Here is a 24,593-nt window from a genome sequence, read left to right on the forward strand (position 1 = left end):
CTGGGCGAACCCGGCCAGACCTGCTCCATCGACCTCGGCTGCCCCCCAGCGCGCCGCACCACTCCCCGCCCACCCGCTGCGGGAGTTTCTTCGTGCTTTCGTGCAGCGTTCAAGTCCAAGATCTGGTATCTGGACGTTTGCGCAGCTCAGAGCCTTTTCGGTGCGCCCCGGGTCAGCAGAAGGTCAGCATGCGCCGGAACCTTGTCTCCGCTTGCGGACCTTCCGCCCGCTGTGCGGACGCGGGTGCGCGTGCTCACTGATTTCAATGAGCCACTGCGCATCCAGGCGGTGACGAGGCTTGGTCAAAGGCCTAGGCTTGATCAAGATGCCGGGCGCGAGCTGAACCCTGACCGTCAGTGAACGAGGCCGCTGCCTGGTCACGGCGGCGCAGCCGAGGCACTTGACCGTGGTTGGCCCGGTTGACGCGCACCGTGGCGGCTCCCAAGCTGGTGGCAGGGGCTGGTGGAAAGGACCTCGGCCGTGGGTGGTGGGCAGAGTGAATATCCCCGGCTGCTGACGGCGGCGGAGAGGGCGGCGCCGGTGGAGGCCGTCGACGTGTTCGCAGAGGATCTGCGGCGGCGTTACGACGCTACGAAGGTGTCTTTCCTCATCGTGGACCTGACGGGGAAGGCAGTGGCCCGGCTGTCCACTGCCGGGGAAGTGGAGGATGCGCGGCAGGCGGAGCGGATTCCCCTGTTCGGCAGCGTCTACGAGGTGGTGATCCGTACCCAGCGGCTGTATCAGGAGTCGACAGGCATGGGGCAGCGGGTGATCGTGCCGGTCACCAACCGGGGAGACGCTATCGGGCTGCTGGAGCTGCTCCTGCCGGACGCCCCCGGCGAGGGTGTCCTGGAAGCGGTCGGGGAAGCGGCTCATATGCTGGCCTACGTGGTGATCGCCAACGGGCGCTTCACCGACCTCTACACCTGGGGCAAGCGCTCGCGGCCCCCCACCCTGGCAGCAGAGATCCAGTACCAGCTGCTGCCCCTCTCACTGTCGTGCGAGGCCGCACAGTTCACCCTGTGCGGGAGCCTGGAGCCTTCCGAAGACCTCAGCGGCGACACCTTCGACTACTCTCTGGACCGCGACACCCTGCACGTGTCGGTGACCGATCCCATGGGACACGACATCGACGCCGCCCTGGCCGCCACGGTCCTGGTGGGCGCCCTGCGCGGCGCCCGCCGTGCGGGAGTCGGCCTGGCCGAGCAGGCCCACCTGGCCGACCAGGCTCTGGCCGACCACAACCACGGTCACGCCACCGGGCAGCTGCTGCGCATCAACCTCCACACCGGGCGGGCCCATCTCGTCAACGCGGGTCACCCCTGGCCGCTGCGCATGCGCGAGGGTGCCGCGGAGGCGATCACCTGCGAGGTGGACCATCCCTTCGGGCTGTCCGTGCGTGTGCCCCATCCCTACCGCGTTCAGGACATCGATCTGCGCCCAGGTGACCGTCTGCTCATGCTGACCGACGGCATGCTCGAACATCACGGCGAGAAGGTCGACCTGGTGGCCCTGCTCGAGAGGACCCGGGACCTGCACCCGCGCGAGGCCGCGCTGACCCTGACGTCCGCAGTCCTGGAGGCGGCCGGTGGTCGGCTTGAGGACGATGCCACCGTGATGTGCCTGGACTGGCACGGCCCCAAGCAGACCGAGCGACACGTCAGCTCCGGCGCGGACACGCGGCAAGCCTCAGCCGCCCGTACGGAGCACTAGCACGCGGCTCGCCGTCCTTTCCGCCGAGGGAGGAACCACCGCCGACAACCGCTCGCCCCACCGCTGAGAGGGCATCACCGCCGCAGCATCCTGGCGGGGCTGATCCTCGTGACGGCGACAGCGGCGTACGTGTGGCGGCGCTCGACGCGGCCGAGAGAGTACCCGCTCCAGGAGGCGCGGCGCTCCCCATCGCCGGAGCCGTCACCCACCCCGGTGCGCGGGTCCTGATCCGTCACCTTCCGCCGCCACGGCCGCCCGCACCCGCTGCTCCTCGCGAGCAGAGCCGACGTCCCGTTCCAGGGGTGTGCGGCTCACGGCCGTCGCGAGGTCCTCCAAGGCCCGCTTCTGCAGTTCCGCCCCGCGCCGCACCACCGGGCTCCGGTCCCCGGCGGCGGCGCCCTCCCACGCGTGGAGCGCTTCCTCCACGCGCCCCCAGTCCGGATTCCTGTGCTCGCGCACGTCGGCTGCTGCCTGCGCGGTGTCCGCCTCCAGTGCCTCGGCGAACCGCTCCGCCTCGGGGACGAAACGGCTGTCGGCCCGCGGGACGTGGCTCTCCATGAGCATCGCCGCCCGGCCGAACCCCTTGAGCGCCTCCTGCGCCTCCTGCGCCTCACGCGACGTCAGACCCCTGGGGCGGACCGGTTCCCGCCTTGCCCGGTCGTATGCCTCCTGCCAGGCGGCACGTGCCTCCCTGCTCGCCAGCAGTGCCCTGCGCATGTCGGCGTGATGCTCCCGGGTCGGTTCGGCGTAGTTGCGGAGCACCGCGGCCGCGTAGCGGCCGTTGGCGGCGAGCCAGTCCGCAAGCCGGCCCGGCAGCCGGGGCGTCTCCCACGCGGGGAACACCACGTACGCCAGCATGGCCAGGGCCCCGCCGAGCAGGGTGAGCACCACCCGCTCCGGGACCGTCTGCTCCCATGCCTGGCCGCCCATGCCGAGCAGGAAGACGACGTACGCGGCGGTGAAGCACTGGGAGTAGGCGTAGCCGGTACGGTTCAGCGTGTACGACAGGCCCGCCGAGACCACCGCCAGCGCGCCGAACACATGGGTATCCGGTCCCAGGGCCCGCACCATCCCGGTGGCAAGCGCGACCCCCGCCAGGGTCCCGGCGAGACGGGCCACCGCACGCGCGTACGTCCGGTGGAAGTCCGGCCGCATCACCATCACCGAGGCGATGGGCGCCCAGTAGCCGTGGCCCAGGGGGAGCCGGGCGGCGATCAGATAGCCGAGCGTGGCCACCGCCGCCAGGCGGACGGCGTGCCGGAACACGGGCGAGTCCCGGTGGAGCTCACGGCGGACCGCCCGGACGACGACCGGGACCAGCCGGAACATTGTCGGGCGCACCAGGAACTGGGCGCCCGCGGGGCCGGGCGGCGGGGGCGTCCTCCCGGAGGCGCCGCCGCTCCCGGCGATCTCCAACGCCTCGCCGAGCAGTTCCGCGAGCCGCTCCGCGGCCTGCCGCGCGGACCCCTCCAGCACCTCGTGCTCCTCGTCGACGCGCAGGACGTCCGCGCTCCTAGGTGGCACCTCGGCGGGAGTGCCGCGGCGGATCGAACGGGCGGCCGCATCCAGGACGTCGGCGGCCGCGCCGAGCAACTCCCGCGCGCGGTCCCGCCCGGGTCCCTCCGCCGGGGCGCCGACGTCCGGGTCGGCGAGCGCGGCGACGACCGGCCGAATGCGCTCGGCGAGGCCCCGGGGGCCGTGGAGGACGGGGGGACGGGTGCGGGCCTGTGACGGCGTCACGGCAGCCGCGTCCCGGGCCGTCATCAACGGCTCCGGGTCGAACGGGGCGGTCGGGTCGTGCCGCAGCCGGCGGGCGTAGTCCGCCACGGCGGCCAGGGCGTCGGCAAGCGCGTCACGATGCGCCCCCCAACGCCGGATCGGGAACAGCAAGATCAGCACGGCCTGCACCACGCCTCCGAGCGCGATGACCACGGCGTGCTCCAGGGCTCGCCCGACGCTCGTGGGCAGGGTGACGGTCACCAGCATGCTGCCCACCGTCGTCGCCGCGACGATCCCCGCGGTCGACCCGACGGCCCACGCCATCCCCGCGACAAAGGCCCATACGGCCAGCAGCGGGAGGAACGTCACGAGTCGCCCCGCCGCCAGGTAGCCCACGAAGGTACTGAGCGCCAGACCCGCGCCCGCACCGAGCGCGATCACCTTGCGTGGACGCCAGGTGCGCTGGAAGGTGGCCCCACCCGCGGAGTAGGCACCGAGGGCGGCGGACGCGGCATACGCAGGAGAGGCCAGCCACAGCGCCAACCCGATGACGATCGCCAGCCCAGCAGCCGTGCGCAGCGCGAGCAGGGGCTCCAGCCGCGTCTCCTCGATCCTGAGCCCGGATCGCACGACCTCCCCGAAGGCCCGCAGCCACGTCACGGGTGTGAGCCTAGCCGGAACGCCCTGCCGGGTCGCGTCGGCCTGGTTGAGGTGCGGCAGCCGTCGGGCAAGGAAGCCTCCCACACGGCCCGCGAACAGGCCGGCGGCCGCAGCCGCTGGACGTGCTGCCACTGCGGACACTGCTGAGCGTCCGCCGTCCGTCCCCCGGGCCGGAGCGCGGGCAATCGCCGTTGGTTCAGGTCCGACCGGAGCGCGGGCGGTTGCCCCCAGCCCCGGCCGGAGGACGGGCAGATCGCCACCCGTCCCCGGACCGGTCCGGGTGAAACAGGCGGGACGGCGGCCCCGGGTCTCCTACCGCTTGTGGCCGTTCCCGACAACCACGCACGATCGATCAGCGGAATCTTCGTACGCGGACGACCACCAACCACCAATCACCAACGAATCTCCGACTCAGGTCACCAGCTGGTCACCGTCGTCGTCTTGGAGCATGTGGCGGCGTTCCTGTTCGCGCTTGGAGTAGGCGGCTGCCCGGATCGCCTCGTCGCTCTCCAAGCCTGATCCCAGCGCGCCGCCCACCGTGGCGACCGAAGCGACGAACCAGGACAACGTCCAGTATTCCGCGGCGTGAAGCGGGGCTCGTGTCGTGGAGGCGAAAGCTTGGCCGTTGAGGATGAACAGGGCCCACACCAAGTTGATGACGATCAGACCCACGTAGCAGACAAGCACCCCGATACCCACGGTCATGACCGTCGAGGCGTTGTAGAGCCTCGCCCTCTGCCTCGCCTCCCGCGAGACCTCTGCTGATCGATGCCACAGCTGCGCGTCCACGATCAGCCAGCCGATCATGAGCGCGACAGACCCGACCGTGGCGATCACGAGGCGTGGCGCGCTCAGGGACTCGGCCAGATTCCAGATGGTGGAGTTCACAGTGGCGACCGCTCCCGTGGCGAGTGCGGCCGCCAGGGCCTTCGACAAGCCCGGCACCAACCGCCACGGCCGGTTGGCGCGGACCATACCGACGAGCACCCTCAAGTAACCGCGCGGCCCGCTGACGACGTACCGAAGATCAGCGGTCTCCTCCTCACCGACCTGGCCCAGGTGAACAGGCGCGAGACGACTGACGAACGGCCCCAACAGCGGCTGACTCTGCGGAGGTCCCTCAGCCCCGGTGGCCCGCGGGGCCGCCAAGCTGAGCACGGCTTCTTCCACGGCCCGCCGGGCTCTCGTCTGCAGACGCAAGCCCCCCAGCGGAGGAAGAGACAGCAGCGCCAAGCCGTGTTCGTGACTCAGATCCACAACGAGCTTGCGCCCGTGTGAGTGCAGCGGAAGGTCGGTGAGGGCCACGACGATGTCCCAACTCTCCGCTCTTCCGCGGTCCATGATCCGGCGCATCAAGGTGGGCGGGTCCTCGGTCCCTGTGGTGAAGGGCTCACTGACCACCTCGACGTCGAACCGTCGCCCCTGGCCAGACTTGTCGGCGAGCCGAGCAGGAAGTATCCGGGCCATGCGCTGCGCGATCTCCGTGGGCGCGTCCGGGTCCGCCAGGAGAGCCACGACCGTAACGTCCTGAGACGACACCCGCATGGCTCCTTCTCGTCGGCTGCCCCGCGACCGCCCGTGCCCACAGGATGCCCCCGAGGCATCGCCGACGCCGCGTGACACGCTGGCCCCTGCCAGCAGGTGCAGACGGTACGGTCAGGTCTCCTCGTCCTCCCCGCACAGGGCCTGCTCCACCACCGGGCCGCGGTTGCGTGCGCCACCGCGAACACCCGCTCCGCGCCACCCCGGTCGGCACCGCACGTCGCGCCACCAGCCATCCCGCTTCGGTGTCCAGCCCGGGAGTAACGGCTCGATCCGCGCCCACGGCGCATCGGTCAACGGCGCGCCCGGACCAGCGATTCAATGATCCGAACGAAGCGGCCGGCTTAGGCGGGATGGCCCGCGTCAACTGGCCCAGGCTGGTGTCCACGGGCCTCTTCCGAGCGCTCGCCGGCGTGTTCGACACCGCGGCGTTCGGCCTCGTCAGCAGCGACATCTTGCCGGTCACCTCTACGTGGGGCCGCTCCGCGACGCGGTGTTCACCCGGCTGTCGATCACCGCGCTTTCCCGGTGCTCGTGCACGAGGCGGATCGCCATGGCACACTCACCGACCGCCGAGGCCACCTGTTGACCGGGCCGCTCCTGACGTCGCCGGCGGCGAAGACCCCGGGAAGGGTGGTCTCCAGCACGGGCGGGCCGCGCTGGTTCGACATGTGTCCACATAGACAGGGGTCGAACATCAAGGCGCTGCCGCTGCTGGAGCCCGAGGTCTCCGGTGCCGTGCTGGCCGCCCTGACCGAACAACCCCTGACCGCCGAGGAGGCTGAGCGGAGCGTGGCGATGTTCAAGGCGCTCGGCGATCCGGTCCGGCTGCGCCTGTCCTCGGCGGTGGCCTCGCACCAGGGCGACGAGGCGTGCGTGTGCGACATCTCAGATGTGGGCGTCTCGCAGCCGACCGTCTCCCACCATCTGAAGAAGCTCAAGGAGCCCGGGCTGCGCACCTCCGAGCGGCGCGGCACGTGGGTCTACTACCGGGTCGAGCCCTCGGTCATGGCCGCCATGGGCGCATGCTCGCGACCTGGGGCTGAGCCGCCGGGGCGAGTGCGCCACCGGGAGGCGAACCGCCGCGTTCGCCGGAGGGCGCCGGCGGCGGTCAGACGAAGGCCCCGACTGGTTCGGGGGATCCCCAGCCGGGGCCGATCGAGAGTGGGCGCGAAGGGCGGTCGCCTCGCGGCGGGGGCTCCATAAGGCTTCAGCCGAACGATCGTCCTCATGGGCAAAGGGTGAGGCCCGGGGACACAGTTCCCTTCACGCCCACATACGGATCAACGGTGAAGCACCCTCGAATGTTCCCTGGGAGCAGCTCACACCGGGACTCTCCGGACGCTCGTGTGAGCGGGGCCCGGTGACGGCGCCTGTCGCGCGGTTCCCGGCGCGATCAGGTAGTCAGGAACGGTGAACAAGGACGCGACCGACCCCTTCGTGCATGTCCGGGGCGCCAGTGAGAACAACCTGCGGAACATCGACGTCGACGTTCCGCGGGACGCGATGGTCGCCTTCACCGGCGTCTCCGGTTCGGGCAAGTCCTCGCTCGCGTTCGGCACGCTCTACGCGGAGGCCCAGCGGCGCTACTTCGAGTCCGTAGCACCGTACGCCCGAAGGCTGTTGCAACAGGTCGGCGCACCGCACGTGCAGGAAATCACCGGACTGCCACCGGCCGTGGCCCTGCAGCAGCGACGCGGGTCGCCCACCTCGCGCTCGACGGTCGGCACCATCACCACGCTGTCCAATCTGCTGCGCATGCTGTACTCCCGCGCCGGCACCTATCCGCCCGGGGCCGCACGGCTGGAAGCCGAGTCGTTCTCACCCAACACCGCGGCCGGCGCCTGCCCGGAATGTCACGGACTGGGCGTCGTGCACGACGTCGCCGAGGACCTGCTCGTCCCGGACCCCTCGCTGAGCATCCGCGAGGGGGCGATCGCCGCCTGGCCGGGCGCCTGGCAGGGCGCCAACCTGCGCAGTGTCGTGAGCGGCCTGGGGATCGACATCGACCGACCGTGGCGCAGGCTCAGGAAGAAGGACCGGGACTGGCTGCTTTACACGGACGAGCAGCCCTCCGTGTACATCGAGCCGGAGGAGGACCGCGTCGACTACGGCTACCAGGGCAAGTTCTGGAGCGCCCGCAAGCACGTCATGCACGTCCTCGCCGACTCCAAGAGCGAGAAGATGCGCGAACGGGCGCTCCGGTTCGTCAGGAGTGTGCCCTGCCCCGAGTGTCACGGCAGCGGACTGCGGGCCGAGGCGCTCGCCGTGACCTTCGCCGGACGTTCCATCGCCGAGATCAACGCGATGCCGCTCACCGAGGTCGTGGCGCTGCTGCGGCCCGTCGCGGGGCGGTCCAAGGCCGACGCCACCACGTCGACCGCCCGATCCGGGGAGACGACCGAGGTCGCGGTCCGGATCTGCGGCGATCTGGTCGCGCGGGTCGACGTACTGCTCGACCTGGGTCTCGGATACCTCAGCCTCGGGCGCCGCTCGACGACCCTGTCACCCGGTGAGGCGCAGCGCCTGCGGATCGCCACCCAGCTGCGCTCGGGGCTGTTCGGCGTCGTCTACGTCCTCGACGAACCCTCCGCGGGCCTGCACCCGGCTGACGCGGAACCGCTGCTGGACGTGCTGGACCGCCTCAAGGCGGCCGGCAACTCGCTGTTCGTCGTGGAGCACGACATGGACGTCGTACGGCGGGCGGACTGGGTGGTCGACATCGGACCCGGCGCGGGCGAGGGCGGCGGACGCGTGCTGTACAGCGGCCCGGTCGCCGGTCTTGAGCGGGTCGGGGAGTCGGCCACGAGCCAGTACCTGTTCGGGCGCGCCCAGCCGCTCGACCACCGCCCGCGCACACCGCACGGCTGGCTGCACCTGCGCGGCGTCTCCCGCCACAATCTGCGCGACGTGTCCGTCGACGTACCGCTCTGCGTACTGACGGCGGTGACGGGCGTGTCCGGTTCCGGAAAGTCGACGCTGGTGACGCAGGTGCTCGCCGAGGTCGTCCGCGGCCACCTCGGACTCGTACCCGAGGAGCCCGACGAGGCGCGGTTGGAGGTCGACGTCCAGGACACGTCGGGGGTCGAGTCGTTCGACCGGCTGGTCCTGGTCGACCAACGGCCCATCGGCCGAACTCCCCGGTCCAACCTGGCCACGTACACGGGAATGTTCGACGCGGTGCGCAAGCTGTACGCGGCGACGGACGAGGCCAGGGCGCGCGGCTACTCGGCCGGGCGGTTCTCCTTCAACGTGCCCGAAGGGCGGTGCGAGACCTGCCAGGGCGAAGGATTCGTCGCGGTGGAACTGCTGTTCCTGCCCGGCACCTACGCGCCGTGCCCGACCTGCCAGGGCGCCCGGTACAACGCCGAAACGCTGGAAGTCACCTACCTCGGCAAGAACATCGCGGAAGTACTGGCGCTGTCCGTCGACGCCGCCGCCAAGTTCCTGTCCGCCGTCCCGGCCGCCTCCCGCAGTCTGGAGACGTTGCGCGAGGTGGGACTGGGGTACCTGCGGCTGGGCCAGCCCGCGACGGAACTCAGCGGTGGTGAGGCGCAACGCATCAAACTGGCCACCGAACTGCAGCGAGCCCGCCGCGGGCACGCGCTCTACCTGCTCGACGAGCCGACGGCGGGGCTGCACCCCTCGGACATCGCGCTGCTGCTGCGACAGCTGCACCGACTCGTCGACGCCGGCAACACGGTCGTCCTCGTCGAGCACGACCTGGACACGATCGCCACCGCCGACTGGGTCATCGACCTCGGGCCGGGCGGCGGCGACGCGGGCGGGCGGGTGGTCGCGGCGGGCCCGCCGGCCAAGGTGGCAAGGGCCCGCCGCAGCGCCACCGCGCCCTATCTCGCGGCCCGGCTCGCGCGCTCCTGACGACGGCGCGAGGGGCTGAGCACCGGTCAGCCGGGTTCGGGGCGCAGGGTCGCGCGCGTCGCCATGCTGCGTTCCAGCTTGTGGCGGATATCGCTCGCGAGGTATCAGGGCACCCAGCCGAGACTGGAACAAGACCGGGCTCTGGTCTTCCACGTACCCACCCGAACACCGCAGACCAGCTCCTCGCCGGCTACACCGCCTACACCGACGCCGAGGAGTTCGGCGCCAGCGCCTCGGCCGACGCCCCCGCCACCACCCTGAGCATCCTCAGCTTCATCGGTGGCTCCAGCGGCGGTTGCGGCGCGGCTTTCAGATCACTACCGCCCTCGAACGGCTCGCGCTCCTGCCCAACCCCGGCTGACCAGCAACTCTCCACCGTCCCAACGACAACATCACCCGCCCCGGGAAGTGGAACCCGGCGCCCACCCGACGCGACAACCGGGCCACCGACCTACCCACCGTCAACTGCAAGAGGCGAAAAGGTCCACCGGCTCCGTCGGCGGACCCTCGCGAAAGATCGAGGCTAGTACTCCAGCCGGACTTCTGTATTTCTCCTGGTCGACGGCCTGGCGGTGGGGAGTGTGGCGAGGGCTTGGCACGGGTGGGGCGGTCTTGGGCCGGCCGTCCCACCAACGAGTGCCCGCGCCGCATGTAATGACGGTGCGACGAGCAGTCCATTGTCGTGATCAACGATGTACCGACGAACGCCCGGGACCGCGCCTCGGGCGTGGCGGAGAGGGCTAAACGACACGGAAGCGCTCGGTCGTGTGGTGGAGGAAGAGCACGGGTCGGCCGTGGTCCCTTGCCTCACCGCCGCTGACCCTAGTAGCAACTTGCTCTGAGCCCCTCGACCGGTCTGATGGCCCATCAGGGCTCGGCATCCAATCAGCATCAGACCGGGACGGCTTTCCGTATGTGCCCCTGGTCGACGGCTTCGCGGCAGCTTGAATTGTGCAGATCGCGCAGGCGAGAAGGCTGCTCGCCGCGGCGCACGATGTTCTATGAGGGCTTCGAGTCGAAGGCGTGCCGATGTACAGTGACGAAAGCCCTTGACCTGCAGAAAGCAGGCAGGGAGCCGTCTTCCAGGAGTCCAAAGTGCTGCGTACTCTATTCAAGTCCAAGATCCACCGAGCCACCGTCACCCAAGCCGACCTGCACTACGTGGGATCGGTGACCATCGACGCCGATCTCCTCGACGCCGCCGACCTGCTTCCCGGCGAGCTGGTCCACATCGTCGACATCACCAACGGCGCCCGGCTGGAGACGTATGTCATCGAGGGGGAGCGGGGCTCGGGGGTCGTCGGGATCAACGGTGCGGCTGCCCATCTCGTCCACCCCGGCGATGTGGTGATCATCATCAGCTACGCTCAGGTCACCGACGCCGAGGCGCGTACGCTTCGGCCGCGGGTCGTGCACGTAGACCACGACAACCGCGTCGTGGCGCTCGGCGCCGACCCGTCCGAGCCGGCACCGGGCTCGGACCAGAAGCGCAGCCCGCAGGCCGTCTCGGCCTGACCGGCGGACCAGGAGGGCGACATGAGCGACATCGAGATCCGCGACGACCGGGCGGCGGGCCGTCTGGAGGCGGTCGCCGACGGCGAAGTCGTCGGCCATGTCGAGTACTTCTTGCTGGAGTCGCCCTCCCGGGCCCTGGTGCCGGTCCACACCATCGTGGAACCGGAACACGAGGGGAAGGGCATCGCGGGCTCCCTCGCCCGTGAGCTGTACGCGATCGCCGAGCGCGAGGACACCCCGGTGGCCCCGCTGTGCCCGTACGTCGTCAGGTGGGCCGAACGCCACCCCGACGTCGCGCCGACCCCGGACCCCGAGCTGCTGCGCGCGGCGAAGGAGTGGCTGGTCGCCCACCCCGGCCGCTTCTGAGGAACCGCACATGCTCGCCCTCCTCCACACCTCCCCTCTCCACATCCCCGTCTTCGACGCCCTGCGCGACGAGGACCACCCGGGCCTGGAGCTACGACACCTCGTGGCACCGGAACTCCTGGCCCGGGCCCGCCGGGAGGGCCCCGAGGCGGTGGCGCCGGATGTCACGGCGGCCCTGGAACGGGCGGCGGCGGACGGCGTACGGGCAGTGCTCTGCACCTGCTCGACGATCGGCGAGGTAGCGGAGCAGGCCGCCGACACGGTCCGTGTCCCGATAGTCCGAGGCGACCGCCCGATGGCGACGGCGGCAGTGACAGCGGGCCCCCGCGTCGCCGTACTGGCGACGGTCGAGAGCACCCTGGCTCCCACCCTGGCCCTGCTGCAGGACGAGGCCCGCCGCGCGGACCGCCCGATCCGTGCCCGTGCCCAGGTCGTGCCGCACGCCTGGACCCACTTCGAGACCGGCGATATCGAGGGATGCGCCCGCCTGGTGGCAGCCGCCGCGGACGCCGTGACCGACGCCGACGTGATCGTCCTCGCGCAGGTCTCGATGACCTCGGCCCAGCAGCTGACGACCACGACCGTACCGATCCTCTCCAGCCCACGTCCGGGCCTGGCGGCGGCAGCACAGACGGCACGCAACAACGGCTGACGCCCGCCCGGGCGAGTGCACGGCCCCCGGTCGGGTACGCGGGAACTAAACCCCAGAGGTGAAGTCAAGCCACTGGCTGGAGGACACCATGACGAACCCGCCCCCCACCCCCGCACCCCCCAACCCCCAGCCTCCGGACCCCTACCCCAGCCCGGTCCCCACCCCCGAACCACCCCCAGGCCCTACCCCCACCCCGCCACCCCCAGGCCCCACCCCCAAACCACCATCGCCGGACCCCACCCCCTCCCCGATCCCCCCGGACCCAGAACCCACCCCCACCCCGGAACCGGGTCCACCCCTCACCCGATAACGGCCCTCACCCGAACGCGCCCCCCAAGGGGCGCGGGGAACCGCGCAAAACCCACGACGGCGCCGCACCCGACCGACAAGCTCGGCCCCCCACCCAGAGGGGGGCGGGTGAACTGCGCAAACCCGCAGTTCAGCCGCCCCCCATCTCCAACGGCCAGGCGTAGCTACGCGGTCACCTCGCTACGGTCCCCGCCCCACAGCGTGTGGAACGACCCCTCCCGGTCCACCCTCCGGTACGTGTGCGCCCCGAAGAAGTCTCGCTGCCCCTGCGTGAGCGCCGCAGGCAACCGCTCCGCCCGCAGCGCGTCGTAGTACGCCAGCGCGGCCGAGAACCCGGGCACCGCGACCCCCTCCCGGGTTGCCGCGATGATCACCTCACGCCAGTCGTCCTGCGCGTCGGCGATCTCCCGGGCGAAGGTCTCGTCGGACAGCAGGCTCGGCAGATCCGCCCGCGCGTCGTACGCCGACCGGATCCGGTCCAGGAACGCCGCCCGGATGATGCAGCCGCCCCGCCAGATCGACGACACCGCACCGAGGTCGATGTCCCAGTCGTACTCCTCGCTGCCCGCGGCGATCTCGTGGAAGCCCTGCGTGTACGACACGATCTTCGACGCGTACAGCGCCTGCTCCACCCGGTCGGCGAACGCCGCCGCCTCCGACTCGGAGAGCGCCGTCGGCTTCGGCCCCGCCAGCCCGCGCGAGGCCGCCCGCAGATCCGCGTGGCCCGACAGCGAGCGGGCGAAGACCGCCTCGGCGATCCCCGACACCGGCACGCCCAGGTCGAGCGCGATCTGGACGGTCCAGCGGCCGGTGCCCTTCTGCTCGGCCTGGTCGACGACGACGTCCACGAACGGCTTGCCGGTCGCCGCGTCCACGTGGGACAGCACCTCGGCGGTGATCTCGATCAGATACGAGTCCAGCCGGCCCTGGTTCCACGTACGGAAGATGTCGGCGATCTGCGCGGGGGAGTACCCGGCGACATCGCGCAGCAGCTGGTACGCCTCGCCGATCAGCTGCATGTCGGCGTACTCGATGCCGTTGTGCACCATCTTCACGAAGTGCCCGGCGCCGTCGGGGCCGATGTGCGTCACGCAGGGCGCGCCGTCCTTCGCCTTCGCCGAGATCTTCTCCAGCATCGGGCCCAGCGAGTCGTACGACTCCTTCGGCCCGCCCGGCATGATGCTCGGCCCGTGCAGCGCGCCCTCCTCGCCGCCGGAGACGCCCATACCGACGAAGTGGATGCCCTGCTCGCGCAGCGCCTTCTCCCGGCGGCGGGTGTCCGCGAAGTGCGCGTTGCCGCCGTCGATGATCATGTCGCCGGGCTCCAGGAGCGGTGCGAACTCCTCGATCACCGCGTCCGTCGGATCACCGGCCTTGACCATGATGACCAGTCGGCGGGGCCGCTCCAGGGCCTCCACGAACTCCTTGGCGGTCTCGGCCGCGATGAAGTCGCCCTCGTCTCCGAAGTTCTCCGCCAGCTCGCGTGTCTTCGACACCGTGCGGTTGTGCAACGCCACCGTGTAGCCGTTGCGCGCGAAGTTCCGGGCGAGGTTGCGGCCCATGACCGCGAGACCCGTGACGCCGATCTGCGCCGAAGTGCTCATACCGCCTGCTCCTCAAAGATCAAGTCGATCCCGTAGAACGTGCAAGGAATGCTGCCGCCCCTCATGGCCGCCAGTATTGCCCAAAGGCCATCCTGACTCGCCGTCCGACCGGCCGCACTTGCAGATACGGACCACAGGGGCTGACGCCTCAGTAGTCTCACGAGACACTCCGTACGACCGCCGCGCGGCCCACTGGGATGACGGCGGGTCAAATCCGTTGCAGGCCCTTCCGGTTCACGGCGTGACGGCCGTGCCCCCGGGTGCGAGAGGCGGCTGATTGCTGTCTTGTCATGGCCTGTTCGGGGCGCTTACTTTTGGCCTTCCTGACGCGCGTGGCGAGGGGGCTCTCAGACATGGCCGAACGCGGCCGGCACCGCCGGTACCAGCCGAACAGGATCAATCGCGCCTCGCTCACCGTCACGGCGGGCGGCGCCGGGCTGGCGATTCCGCTGGCCGCCGCCGGGAGCGCCGAAGCGGCCTCCGTGTCCACCTGGGACAAGGTCGCCGCCTGCGAGTCCAGCGGCGACTGGGGCATCAACACCGGCAACGGCTATTACGGCGGGCTCCAGTTCACCCAGTCCACCTGGGAGGCCTACGGCGGCACTCGTTACGCGCCGCGCGCAGACCTCGCCACCAAGGACCAGCAGATAGCCGTGGCAGAGAAGGTCATGGACGGGCAGGGGCCGGGTGCCTGGCCCGTCTGCTCGGTCCAGGCCGGGCTCACCCGCAGTGGCGGCACACCTGACGTGCACACCGAGAGCACCACCACCCGCCCCGCCAAGAGTTCGGTACGGGACGTACAGCCGCAGACCACACCGCAGTCCCGGGCCGGCAAAGCCGAGCTGTACACCGTGGTGCGCGGCGACACGCTCTCCGGGATCGCCGACGAACACGACGTCACCGGCGGCTGGCACCGGCTGTACGCGGCCAACCGCGCCACGGTCGGCTCCGACCCCGACCTGATCCTGCCCGGGCAGCGGCTGAGTCTTACGGGCCGGGCCGCCGCGGCTGCCAAGACCGCATCGTCGGCGAAGAAGGCGGATGCCACCAAGACGGCCAAGGCGGCCAGGACGAAGGCCAAGGCCAGGGCCAAGCCGGAGGCCGGGACCAAGAAGGCCCCCTCCCGCAGCGGTCACTCCCTCGTCGCCCCGGTCGACGCACCGATCGGTACGCCGTATCACGCGTCCGGCCCGTACTGGTCGAAGGGCTACCACACCGGCGTCGACTTCCTCGCGCCCACCGGCACCTCCGTGAAGGCGGTCGAGGCAGGGCAGGTCGTCACCGCCGGCTGGGGCGGTTCGTACGGCTACCAGGTGGTGATCCGGCACGCCGACGGCCGCTACACCCAGTACGCCCATCTGTCGGCCATCTCCGTGCGGGACGGGCAGAGCGTGTCCACGGGCCAGCGGATCGGCCGCTCGGGCTCCACCGGAAACGTCACGGGCCCGCATCTGCACTTCGAGGTGCGGACGGGGCCCGGTTTCGGCACGGACATCGACCCGGTCGCCTATCTCCGGGCCGGTGGCGTCAGGATTTGACCCGCGTCCGGCGCCGGTCCAGCACCTGGCCCGGCAGATAGCCGACGGTGGGGAGCAGGACGCCGGCCATGTCCGCCATCGAAGACGCGGTGCGCTGCTGCGGCATCTCGACCGGCGTCGGTCGGACCTCGCCGTCCACCGACCCGACGAGGGCTCCGTCTCCCACCGCCGCCCGCACTCCCGCCAGGCCCGTCTCGACCAGACCGGCGTTCGCGAGGCCCGCTTCCGCCAGGCCGGCGTTCGCCACGCTGGCCTCGGCCAGGCCGGCGTTTGCCAGGTCCGCCTCGGCCGGGTCGGCCTCCGCCAGATCCGTGTTTGTCAGACCGGCCTGTGCCAGGCCCATCTCCGTCGGACCGGCCTCCGCCAGACCTGCTCCGGCCAGGTTGGCGTTCGCCACGCCGACCTCGGTCAGACCAGCCTTCGCCAAACCCGCTTCCGTCAGACCGGCTTTGGCCATGCCTGCCTCGGCCAGACCGGCTTTGGCCGGGCCCGCTTCCGTCAGGCCGACGTTCGCCACACCCGCTTCCGTCAGGCCGACGTTCCCATGACCGGCCCTCGCCAGGCCCGCTTCCGCCAGTTCCACGAGTGCCTCGACCAGTGGCTCGGGCGATGCCTCGGGCTGCGGCGCCGACTCCGTCGGGTGCGGTGTGCTCTCGATGCGTTCGGTCGTCAGCAGGATCAGGCCGCCCGTCGCCACCACGCCGCAGGCCAGCGCCAGCACCGTGCCCGTCGTGCCGTAGCGGAACGCCTCGTCGAACATCGTGATGCCGACCGCGGCGGCCAGCACCGGGTTGACCACCGTCAGCGTGGCCAGCGGCGAGGCGAGGCCGCCGCCGCGGTACGCGGACTGGGAGATGAGGACGCCGGCGACGGCGTAAACGCCGATCACGCCCAGCCAGAGCAGGTCGGACAGGACGATCCCGCCGTCCCAGTCGATCGCCACGACCTTGGTGAACACCGAGGACATGCCGAAGGCTATGCCGGACGCGACGGCGAGCAGCACGCTGCGTATCGCCGGATGCCGGTGCGCGGCCCGCCCCGCGATCATCAGCGCGACGACCGCCCCGCCGGTGACCAGCGCGACCCCGACCCGGCCGGCGGAGTCCAGGGCGTGCGAGTCGGAGGAGCCCACCAGAGAGAGCAGGCCGGCCAGACCCACGGTGGCCATGACCGCCCCCCGCCAGGCGGTCGACCCGGCCTTGCGGCCGACGAACAGGGCCGCCATGGGCAGCGCGAACACGATGGTGAGCGCGCCCAGCGGTTGGACCAGGCTGAGCGGGCCGTAGGCCAGCGCCACGACGTGCAGCAGGCCACCGAGGCCGTTCAGCGCCATCGCCCCCCACCAGCTCGGGCGACGCAGCGGCGCGTACTGCTCGTCGGGGGAGGTGACCGCGACCTGCTCCTGCACGATCGCTCCGCCGGCGTAGGCGACGGCGGAGACGAAGGACAGCAACACGGACAACGCGAGGGCACTCATGCGGAGCTCCTCTGCGTCAGTCGGAGCCGCAGGGCGGTCCCGCACGGTGAACGGTCGGCTTCCATGAGCGACACTCTGCCCGCCCGAACGCTTCCCGTCGTCGTACCTGAGCACCCAATGCCTCGTACTACCGATGGAGTAGGGGAGGTCTCTGATCATCCCCAGGGTGGGTGACGCCGGGTGGAGGTCCGGGGCGCCTGGCTCCCAACAAGCCTGGTACTACTGCTGTTCGTGGACTTGGACCCCGATCTCGCCGCGCTTCGGCCGCTCGGCGGATTCTTCGTGCTGCGGACACTCCGATCGGCGGCCGGAGAGCCGGCGGCGGCGCGGGTCGCCGAGCTACCGAGCCTCGCAAAGGCTTATAGAAAAGTCACATCGGATGTTTACGGAGATATCCTAACTTTCCGTGTTGGGCTGGTGGCGGACCGTCTCCGCAACCCCGAGCTTCGGGTCGCCGCCTCCATCGCCCACCAGGCGCTGGCCGCCCGGCTCTGGTCCGTCGCCCTCGGCTGCGCTGCCCGCTACGACGGCCTCCCCGACCTGGACCCCCGTCTGCTCCGCTGGGACGCCGGCGCCACCGCCCCCGACGACCTGTGGCTCACCGAGGTGCGCCCGCTGCCCGCGGGCGCCGGACCGGCCACGCTCGCGGACGTCGTCGTACACGGCCATCTCGAACCCCTGGCGGAGGCTCTGCGAGCCCGGTACGGCGTCGCCACCGGGCTGCTGTGGGGCAACGCGGGCTCCGCACTGGCCGGCGCCGCCCGCGAGCTGGACCGCTGGGCACGAGCCGACGGCCGCACCGAGGTAGCCGACCGGACCCGCACCCTCGTCGACGCTCTCTTCGCGCACCCCCTGCTCAGTCCCAGCGGCATCCGCACCGGCCCGGCCTTCCGGCGACGCAGCTGCTGTCTCTACTACCGGGTACCGGGCGGCGGGGTGTGCGGTGACTGTTGTTTCACACAACCACCGGGCTCTTCCCCGCGCGCCGCATCTGGGTGACCATGGAACAACCGGCCGTGGAGATCAGGGGGTTGCGGGTGCGAGTGGGACTGCTGACCCGGGAGTACCCTCCGGATGTCTACGGCGGTGCGGGTGTTCATGTGGAGTTCCTCGCCAGGGAGTTGCGACCTCTGGTCGACCTGGACGTGCACTGCTGGGGCGAGGGCCGCGGGGTCGGCGTCGTCCGGCACCGCCCCTGGTCCGCGCTGGACACCGCCAACGACGCGCTGCGCACCTTCTCCGTGGACCTCGCCATGGCCGCCGGCCTCGAAGGCCGCGAACTCGTGCACTCCCACACCTGGTACGCCAACCTCGCCGGCCATGTGGCCAAGCTGCTGTACGGCGTCCCGCACGTGGTGACCGCGCACTCACTGGAGCCGCTGCGCCCCTGGAAGGCCGAGCAACTCGGCGGCGGATACGCCCTGTCGAGCTGGGCCGAGCGCAGCGCGATCGAGGCCGCCGACGCCGTGATCGCGGTCTCCGGGGCCATGCGAGCGGACATCCTCGGCTGCTACCCCGCCCTGGACCCGGCGAAGGTCCATGTCGTGCACAACGGCATCGACACCGCCCTCTACCGGCCGGACCGCTCCACCGACGTCCTCGCCCGAATCGGCATCGACCCGGGCCGTCCCTACGTGCTGTTCGTCGGCCGCATCACCCGCCAGAAGGGTGTGCCGCATCTGTTGCGGGCCGTACGGGACATCGACCCAGGGGTGCAGGTGGTGCTGTGCGCCGGGGCACCCGACACCCCTGAGATCGACCGGGAGTTTCGCGAGCTCTTCGAGGAGCTGCGCCGGGTCCGCGAGGGCGTGCACTGGATCCCGCAGATGCTGCCGCGCGCGGACGTCATCCAACTCCTCACCCATGCGGCCGTGTTCGTCTGCCCCTCGGTGTACGAACCGCTCGGCATCGTGAACCTGGAGGCGATGGCCTGCGGCACACCCGTGGTGGCGTCCCGGGTCGGAGGTATCCCGGAGGTCGTCGAGGACGGCAAGACGGGGCTGCTGGTCGATCTCGGCGACGACTTCGAGGCGGGCCTGGCCCGGGCGCTGGACGCCGTCGTCGGCGACCGGGAGACGGCCCGGCGGATGGGCGAGGCCGGACGGGAGCGTGCGGTGGGGGAGTTCGGCTGGGACGCGGTGGCCCGGCGCACGGTCCGGCTCTACGAGGAGATCCTCAAGCAGGCGTGACGAACCAGCCGTCTCCCCGAGGAGATCCTCAAGCAGGCGTGACGAACCGGCCGTCTCCGCCAGAAGATCCTCAAGCGGCCGTAACTGGCAGGCCGCCTGTTCGACGCGATGCAGGTGCAGGCTTAGCGGGAGTGCTCCGAGGGCAAGCATGGAGCACCAGGGTGAGGGGAGCGGCCATGCGTCGTGGTGGGCCTTCGGTACTCGGGATCGTGCTCGCGGGCGGGGAAGGCAAGCGCCTGATGCCCCTGACCGCCGACCGCGCCAAACCAGCTGTCACTTTCGGCGGGACGTACCGTCTGGTCGACTTCGTCCTGTCCAACCTCGTCAACGCGGACGTGCTGCGCATCTGTGTGCTGACCCAGTACAAGTCGCACTCGCTGGACCGGCACATCACCACCACCTGGCGGATGTCCAGTCTGCTCGGCAACTACGTCACCCCGGTCCCGGCCCAGCAGCGGCTCGGCCCGCGCTGGTACCTGGGCAGTGCCGACGCCATCCTGCAGTCCCTCAACCTCGTCCATGACGAACAGCCCGACTACGTCGCGGTGTTCGGCGCCGACCACGTCTACCGCATGGACCCCCGGCAGATGCTCCAGCAGCACATCGAGGGCGGCGCCGGGGTCACGGTCGCGGGCATCCGCGTCCCGCGCGTGGAGTCCTCGGCGTTCGGTGTGATCACCCCGGGCTCGGACGGGCAGACGATAGAGACCTTCCTGGAGAAGCCCGCCGACCCGCCGGGGCTGCCGGACGCCCCCGACACCGTCTTCGCCTCGATGGGCAACTACATCTTCACCACCAAGGCCCTCGTCGAGTCCCTGCACCGGGACGCCGAGGACGACGACTCGGTGCATGACATGGGCGGCTCGATACTGCCCCAGCTCACCGCCCGAGGCGAGGCACAGCTCTACGACTTCGGCACCAACCACATCCCCGGCGAGACCAGCCGCGACCGCGGCTACTGGCGGGATGTCGGCACCCTCGACGCGTACTACGACGCCCATATGGACCTGATCGCCGAGCGGCCCGCCTTCAACCTCTTCAACCGCAGCTGGCCCATCTACACGCACTCCTACCAGCTCTCCCCGGCCCGCTTCAACGCCGGCGGCATGGCGAGCGAGTCCATCATCAGTGCGGGCTGCCTGATCCGGGGTCAGGTCACCCGGTCCGTGCTGTCACCGGGCGTGCGCGTCGACCCGGGTGCGGTGGTTCAGGGGTCGATCCTGCACGACAACGTGATCGTGGGCCGGGGCGCGGTGGTGCGCGGCGCGGTCCTCGACAAGAACGTCGAGGTCCCGCCCGGCGCCACCATCGGCGTCAACCCGGACCGTGACGCGGAGCTGTACACCGTCTCCAAGGGCGGGGTGATCGCCCTCGGGAAGGGTCAGCTGGTCTCGTAGCCCCCTCTGCGCCCCCCGGGCCCGGCGCGGTTTCCGCGCCGGGCCCGACCCGTTGCCCGACCCGTTGCCCGACCCGTTGCCCGACCCGTTGCCCGACCGATTGCCCGCCCGTCGCGCGTCCCGTCATGCGACGCGCTGCGCGCGAAAAGCCCTATGTGCCGGGCTTTACAGCCTTTTCCCCTCACGATGCAGGCAACGATGTCGAACCTTCGGAGGTCATCCGACATGAGAGGGACCCGGCGCACACGGCTGTGCCTGGCCGGGGTGCTGACAGCGTCCGCGCTGCTCACCGCCCCCGCCGCAGGGGCCGCCGAACCGACCGACGGCCACCTCACCGACCTGGTGAACCCCTTCATCGGGACCCAGAACGAGGGCAACACCTTCCCCGGCGCGGCCGTACCCTTCGGCATGGTGCAGCTCTCCCCGGACACCGGGCACAGCACCGGCTACGACTACGCGCAGAACCGGATCCGCGGCTTCTCCCTGGTCCATCTCTCGGGCGTCGGCTGCCGCATCGGCGGCGACCTGCCGGTCCTGCCCACCACCGGGGACGTCACACAGACGGACTACGCCCGGTACGCGGCCGGGTTCGACCACGCCGACGAGGAGGCGAGCCCCGGCTACTACCGCGTCGGCCTCGACTCCGGCGTCCGCGCCGAGCTGACCGCGACCGCCCGCACAGGCGTCCAGCGCTACACCTTCCCGGCCACCGACAAGGCCAACGTCCTGCTCAACGCGGCCCAGGCGCTGCACAAGCCGGTGAGCAGCGAGGTCGAGATCCTCGACGACCACACTGTCCGCACGAAGATCACCGGCCATGGTTTCTGCCGGGAGACCGCGCCCTACACCGTCTACACGGTTACCCGCTTCAGCCGCCCCTTCACGGCCTACGGCACCTGGAACGGCACCACGATCACCCCGGGCGCCCGCACCGGAGCCGACGGTGCCTACGTCCGTTTCGACACCACCCGGGACCGTACCGTCGAGGCGACCACCGCCCTGTCGTACGTCGACGCGAGCGGCGCCGAGGTCAATCTGCGCGCCGAGGGCGGCCGTTCGTTCGACGCGGTACGAAGGCAGGCCCGGGACGCCTGGGAGCGGCGGCTCGGTGGGGTGCGCGTCCAGGGCGGCGGTGCGACCCTCCGCCGTACCTTCTACTCGTCCCTGTACCGCGCCTTCCTGGCGCCCAACGTCGGCGACGACGCGGACGGCCGGTACACCGGCTGGGACCGCCGGATCCACCGCGCCAAGGGGTTCACCTACTACCAGAACTGGTCGCTCTGGGACACCTACCGCACCCAGGCCCAGCTGCTCGCCCTGCTCGCGCCGCGTGAGGCACGGGACATGGCGCTGTCGGTGCTGAAGGTCGACGAGGAGGGCGGCTGGCTGCCCAAGTGGGGCTACGGCACGGTCGAGACGAACATCATGACCGGCGACCCGGTCACCCCGTTCCTGACCACCGCCTACCAGATGGGCCTGCTCAAGGGGCATGAGGAGCGGACGTACCGGGCGCTGCGCAGGAACGCCGACGGCGTGCCGCCGGCCGCCAACCCGGGCGTCGGCCGCGAGGCCAACGCCGAGTACCTCGCCGACGGCTTCGCGCCGTACGCCAAGGGCCGCCCGCACGCCAAGGTGGGCGACTCCGACTACGACCACGGCGCCTCCGTCACCCTGGAGTACGCGCTGTCCGACGCGATGCTCGCCCAGATGGCCCGGGACCTCGGCCATGGCGCGGACGCGGCCCGCTACGCCACCCGGGCGCAGAACTACCGCAACATCTTCGACCCCTCCACCGGCTTCTTCCGCGCCCGGGACGCCTCCGGCGCCTTCACCGGCGACCCGGACCCGGCTCGCGGCATCGGCTTCCACGAGGGGACCGCCTGGCAGTACCAGTGGCTGGTCCCGCAGGACCTGCCCGGCGTGATCTCCCTGATCGGCGGCGAGCGCGCCACCAACACGCGGCTCGACTCCTTCTTCGCCTACGACAGGCTGCTCGCCGACCCCGAGAAGACCGCGCGCGAGGTGTGGGTGCACGGCAACGCCTACGCCTACTACAACGCGGCCGTCTACAACCCGATGAACGAACCCGACCTCATCGCCCCGTACACCTATCTCTCCACCGGCCAGCCCTGGAAGACCACCGACGTGGTGCACGCGGCCCTCACGCTCTTCACCGACGGGCCGTCCGGGATGACCGGCAACGACGACCTCGGCACCATGTCGGCCTGGAACGTGCTCTCGTCCATCGGTCTCTTCCCCGTCCAGCCCGGATACGGCACCTGGGGCCTGTCCACGCCCGTCTTCGACCGGGTCGACGTCCGCGTCGACCGCCGCTACTGGCCGAGCGGCGGATTCACGGTCACCGCCCCCGGTACCTCGGCCCGCGACCGGTACGTCCAGACGGCCCGGGTCGACGGATCGGACTACGGCCGGACCTATCTGACGAACGGTTCGCTGCGCACCCTGCGGTCGCTGGCGTTCACGGTCGGCCCGCGCCCGTCAGAGTGGGGTACGTCACCCAAGGGGGCGCCACCGGCCCTCAGGTGACCTCAGGTGTCCCTTGAGTCCCGCCTCTTTCGGAGGAGGCGGGACTTAAACTGCTGTTAACTGAGCGTAGCGTGATCGTACTTGACCGTAATCAGGTGACGGCGATTGACTGCTGATCCACCCTCCGTCCACGCGAGGCAACCCTTGACTGCTGATCTGCTCGCTCCTCTCGATCTGGCGTTCTGGAACATCGAGTCCGACCGGCACCCGATGCACCTCGGCGCACTGGGTGTCTTCTCGGCGCACTCGCCGACCGCCGGCGCCCACGCGGCCGACCTGCTCGCGGCCCGTGCCGCCGCCGTGCCCGGACTGCGCATGCGCATCAGAGACGTCTGGCAGCCGCTCTCGTTCGGCGGCGCGGCACGTGAGACCGACCCGGACTTCGATCCCCTCGACCACGTCCGGCTGCACGCCCCGACCGCCGACTTCCACGCCGTCGCCGGCCGGCTGATGCAACGCCCGCTGGTGCGCGGCCGGCCGCCGTGGGAGGCGCATGTGCTGCCCGGCGAGGACGGGGTGTCGTTCGCGGTGCTGTTCAAGTTCCACCACGCCCTCGCCGACGGGCTGCGCGCCCTCAAGCTGGCCGCCGGGGTCATGGACCCGCTCGACCTGCCCGAGCGCTCCCCCCGCCCGATCGAGGCGGCGCGCCCGATGCCGGTGCTGCCGGACATGCGCAGGGTGCCCGAACTGCTGCGCGGCGCGCTCTCGGACGTGGGCCGGGCCCTGGACATCGGCGCCTCCGTCGCCCTGTCCGCCCTCGGGGTCAGCTCCTCGGCCGCGCTGAGGTCGGAGCCCACCGGCACCCGCCGTATCGCCGGCGTCGACCTCGACATCGACGATGTGCACCGGGTCCGCAAGGCCGTCGGCGGGACCGTCAACGACGTCCTCATCGCCGTCGTCGCCGGCGCGCTGCGCCGCTGGCTGGAGGAGCGCGGCGACGGTACCGAGGGCGTCGCCCCGCGCGCCCTGATCCCCGTCTCCAGGCGCCGCCCGCGCACCGCAACCCCACAGGGCAACCGGCTCTCCGGCTATCTGATACGGCTTCCGGTCGACAACCCCGACCCGCTCGCCCGCCTCGACCGCGTCCGCACGGCGATGGTCCGCAACAAGGACGCCGGCCCCAACCGGGGCGCCGGTGCCGTAGCGCTGCTCGCCGACCATGTGCCCGCGCTGGGGCACCGGCTCGGCGGACCGCTCGTCGGCCAGGCCGCCCGGCTCTGGTTCGACATCCTGGTCACCAGCGTCCCGCTGCCCGGCCTCGGTCTGCGCCTGGGCGGTCAGCCGCTCACGGCCGTCTACCCGCTGGCCCCGCTCGCGCCCGGCCAGTCCCTCGCGGTCGCCATCTCCACCTACCGCAACCAGGTCCACTACGGCCTGGTCGCCGACGCCCGTGCCGTCCCGGACCTCGATGTCCTGGCCCGCGCGGTCACGGACGAGGTGGACTCGCTGATCGCGATCTGCCATCCATGATCCGGTCTGGTTT

16 protein-coding genes and 1 pseudogene are annotated in these 24,593 nt (G+C 71.1%); 13 read left to right on the forward strand and 4 right to left on the reverse strand.

Annotated elements, in window-relative coordinates; translation table 11 throughout:
• The first annotated feature begins 540 nt into the window (after window positions 1-540).
• The gene (locus ABTY98_RS14680; protein WP_352221335.1) at window positions 541-1,713 is read left to right on the forward strand and encodes a PP2C family protein-serine/threonine phosphatase; all 1,173 of its coding nucleotides are present in this window, start codon (window positions 541-543) and stop codon (window positions 1,711-1,713) included.
• A 201-nt stretch (window positions 1,714-1,914) separates the two neighbouring features.
• Here ABTY98_RS14680 and ABTY98_RS14685 read toward each other — a convergent pair whose 3' ends face one another.
• Entirely contained in the window at window positions 1,915-4,092 is a 2,178-nt protein-coding gene (locus ABTY98_RS14685) for an FUSC family protein (RefSeq protein ID WP_352221247.1), read from the reverse strand.
• A gap of 411 nt (window positions 4,093-4,503) precedes the next feature.
• Entirely contained in the window at window positions 4,504-5,637 is a 1,134-nt protein-coding gene (locus tag ABTY98_RS14690) for a hypothetical protein (protein ID WP_352221248.1), read from the reverse strand.
• 666 nt (window positions 5,638-6,303) lie between these two features.
• On the opposite strand from ABTY98_RS14690, the pseudogene ABTY98_RS14695 reads away from it, so the two are divergent.
• The 6 genes and pseudogenes from ABTY98_RS14695 to ABTY98_RS14720 all read left to right on the forward strand — a co-directional run.
• A pseudogene (locus tag ABTY98_RS14695) lies at window positions 6,304-6,657 on the forward strand (ArsR/SmtB family transcription factor); the annotation flags it as partial.
• A gap of 390 nt (window positions 6,658-7,047) precedes the next feature.
• Entirely contained in the window at window positions 7,048-9,516 is a 2,469-nt protein-coding gene (gene uvrA, locus ABTY98_RS14700; protein WP_352221249.1) for an excinuclease ABC subunit UvrA, read from the forward strand.
• An 80-nt stretch (window positions 9,517-9,596) separates the two neighbouring features.
• Window positions 9,597-10,043 (forward strand): LxmA leader domain family RiPP, encoded by a 447-nt coding sequence (locus tag ABTY98_RS14705; RefSeq protein WP_352221250.1) that lies wholly within the window; start codon window positions 9,597-9,599, stop codon window positions 10,041-10,043.
• A 568-nt stretch (window positions 10,044-10,611) separates the two neighbouring features.
• Window positions 10,612-11,031, forward strand: coding sequence for an aspartate 1-decarboxylase (gene panD / locus ABTY98_RS14710; RefSeq protein WP_352221251.1), 420 nt, complete (start codon window positions 10,612-10,614; stop codon window positions 11,029-11,031).
• Between the two features lie 21 nt (window positions 11,032-11,052).
• Entirely contained in the window at window positions 11,053-11,397 is a 345-nt protein-coding gene (locus tag ABTY98_RS14715; RefSeq protein ID WP_352221252.1) for a GNAT family N-acetyltransferase, read from the forward strand.
• Between the two features lie 10 nt (window positions 11,398-11,407).
• Window positions 11,408-12,049 carry an aspartate/glutamate racemase family protein gene (locus ABTY98_RS14720; RefSeq protein WP_352221253.1) on the forward strand — a complete coding sequence of 214 codons (642 nt, stop codon included), beginning with the start codon at window positions 11,408-11,410 and terminating at the stop codon, window positions 12,047-12,049.
• 473 nt (window positions 12,050-12,522) lie between these two features.
• Here ABTY98_RS14720 and gnd read toward each other — a convergent pair whose 3' ends face one another.
• Window positions 12,523-13,962 (reverse strand): NADP-dependent phosphogluconate dehydrogenase, encoded by a 1,440-nt coding sequence (gnd, locus tag ABTY98_RS14725; RefSeq protein ID WP_352221254.1) that lies wholly within the window; start codon window positions 13,960-13,962, stop codon window positions 12,523-12,525.
• A 353-nt stretch (window positions 13,963-14,315) separates the two neighbouring features.
• Here gnd and ABTY98_RS14730 point away from each other — a divergent pair, with 353 nt between their 5' ends.
• The gene (locus tag ABTY98_RS14730; protein ID WP_352221255.1) at window positions 14,316-15,500 is read left to right on the forward strand and encodes a transglycosylase family protein; all 1,185 of its coding nucleotides are present in this window, start codon (window positions 14,316-14,318) and stop codon (window positions 15,498-15,500) included.
• Here the strand turns inward: ABTY98_RS14730 and ABTY98_RS14735 are convergent.
• Complete coding sequence (locus ABTY98_RS14735; protein WP_352221256.1) at window positions 15,490-16,977, reverse strand: DMT family transporter; 1,488 nt, start codon at window positions 16,975-16,977, stop codon at window positions 15,490-15,492. The two genes, ABTY98_RS14730 and ABTY98_RS14735, sit on opposite strands and share 11 nt — an antisense overlap.
• A gap of 231 nt (window positions 16,978-17,208) precedes the next feature.
• On the opposite strand from ABTY98_RS14735, the gene ABTY98_RS14740 reads away from it, so the two are divergent.
• The 5 genes from ABTY98_RS14740 to ABTY98_RS14760 all read left to right on the forward strand — a co-directional run bounded on the left by ABTY98_RS14740 (window position 17,209) and on the right by ABTY98_RS14760 (window position 24,580).
• Complete coding sequence (locus ABTY98_RS14740) at window positions 17,209-17,976, forward strand: (2Fe-2S)-binding protein (RefSeq protein ID WP_502994227.1); 768 nt, start codon at window positions 17,209-17,211, stop codon at window positions 17,974-17,976.
• Window positions 17,977-18,014: 38 nt separating this feature from the next.
• On the forward strand, window positions 18,015-19,166 hold the full coding sequence (gene glgA / locus ABTY98_RS14745) for a glycogen synthase (RefSeq protein ID WP_352221337.1): 1,152 nt from the start codon (window positions 18,015-18,017) through the stop codon (window positions 19,164-19,166).
• A gap of 176 nt (window positions 19,167-19,342) precedes the next feature.
• The gene (gene glgC, locus ABTY98_RS14750) at window positions 19,343-20,563 is read left to right on the forward strand and encodes a glucose-1-phosphate adenylyltransferase (protein WP_352221257.1); all 1,221 of its coding nucleotides are present in this window, start codon (window positions 19,343-19,345) and stop codon (window positions 20,561-20,563) included.
• A 225-nt stretch (window positions 20,564-20,788) separates the two neighbouring features.
• On the forward strand, window positions 20,789-23,110 hold the full coding sequence (locus tag ABTY98_RS14755) for a GH92 family glycosyl hydrolase (protein ID WP_352221258.1): 2,322 nt from the start codon (window positions 20,789-20,791) through the stop codon (window positions 23,108-23,110).
• 144 nt (window positions 23,111-23,254) lie between these two features.
• Window positions 23,255-24,580, forward strand: a complete 1,326-nt coding sequence (locus ABTY98_RS14760) for a wax ester/triacylglycerol synthase family O-acyltransferase (protein ID WP_352221259.1) — start codon at window positions 23,255-23,257, stop codon at window positions 24,578-24,580.
• Window positions 24,581-24,593 lie beyond the last annotated feature (13 nt).

It is taken from the genome of Streptomyces sp. NPDC096040, assembly GCF_040303265.1.
Lineage (GTDB): Bacteria > Actinomycetota > Actinomycetes > Streptomycetales > Streptomycetaceae > Streptomyces.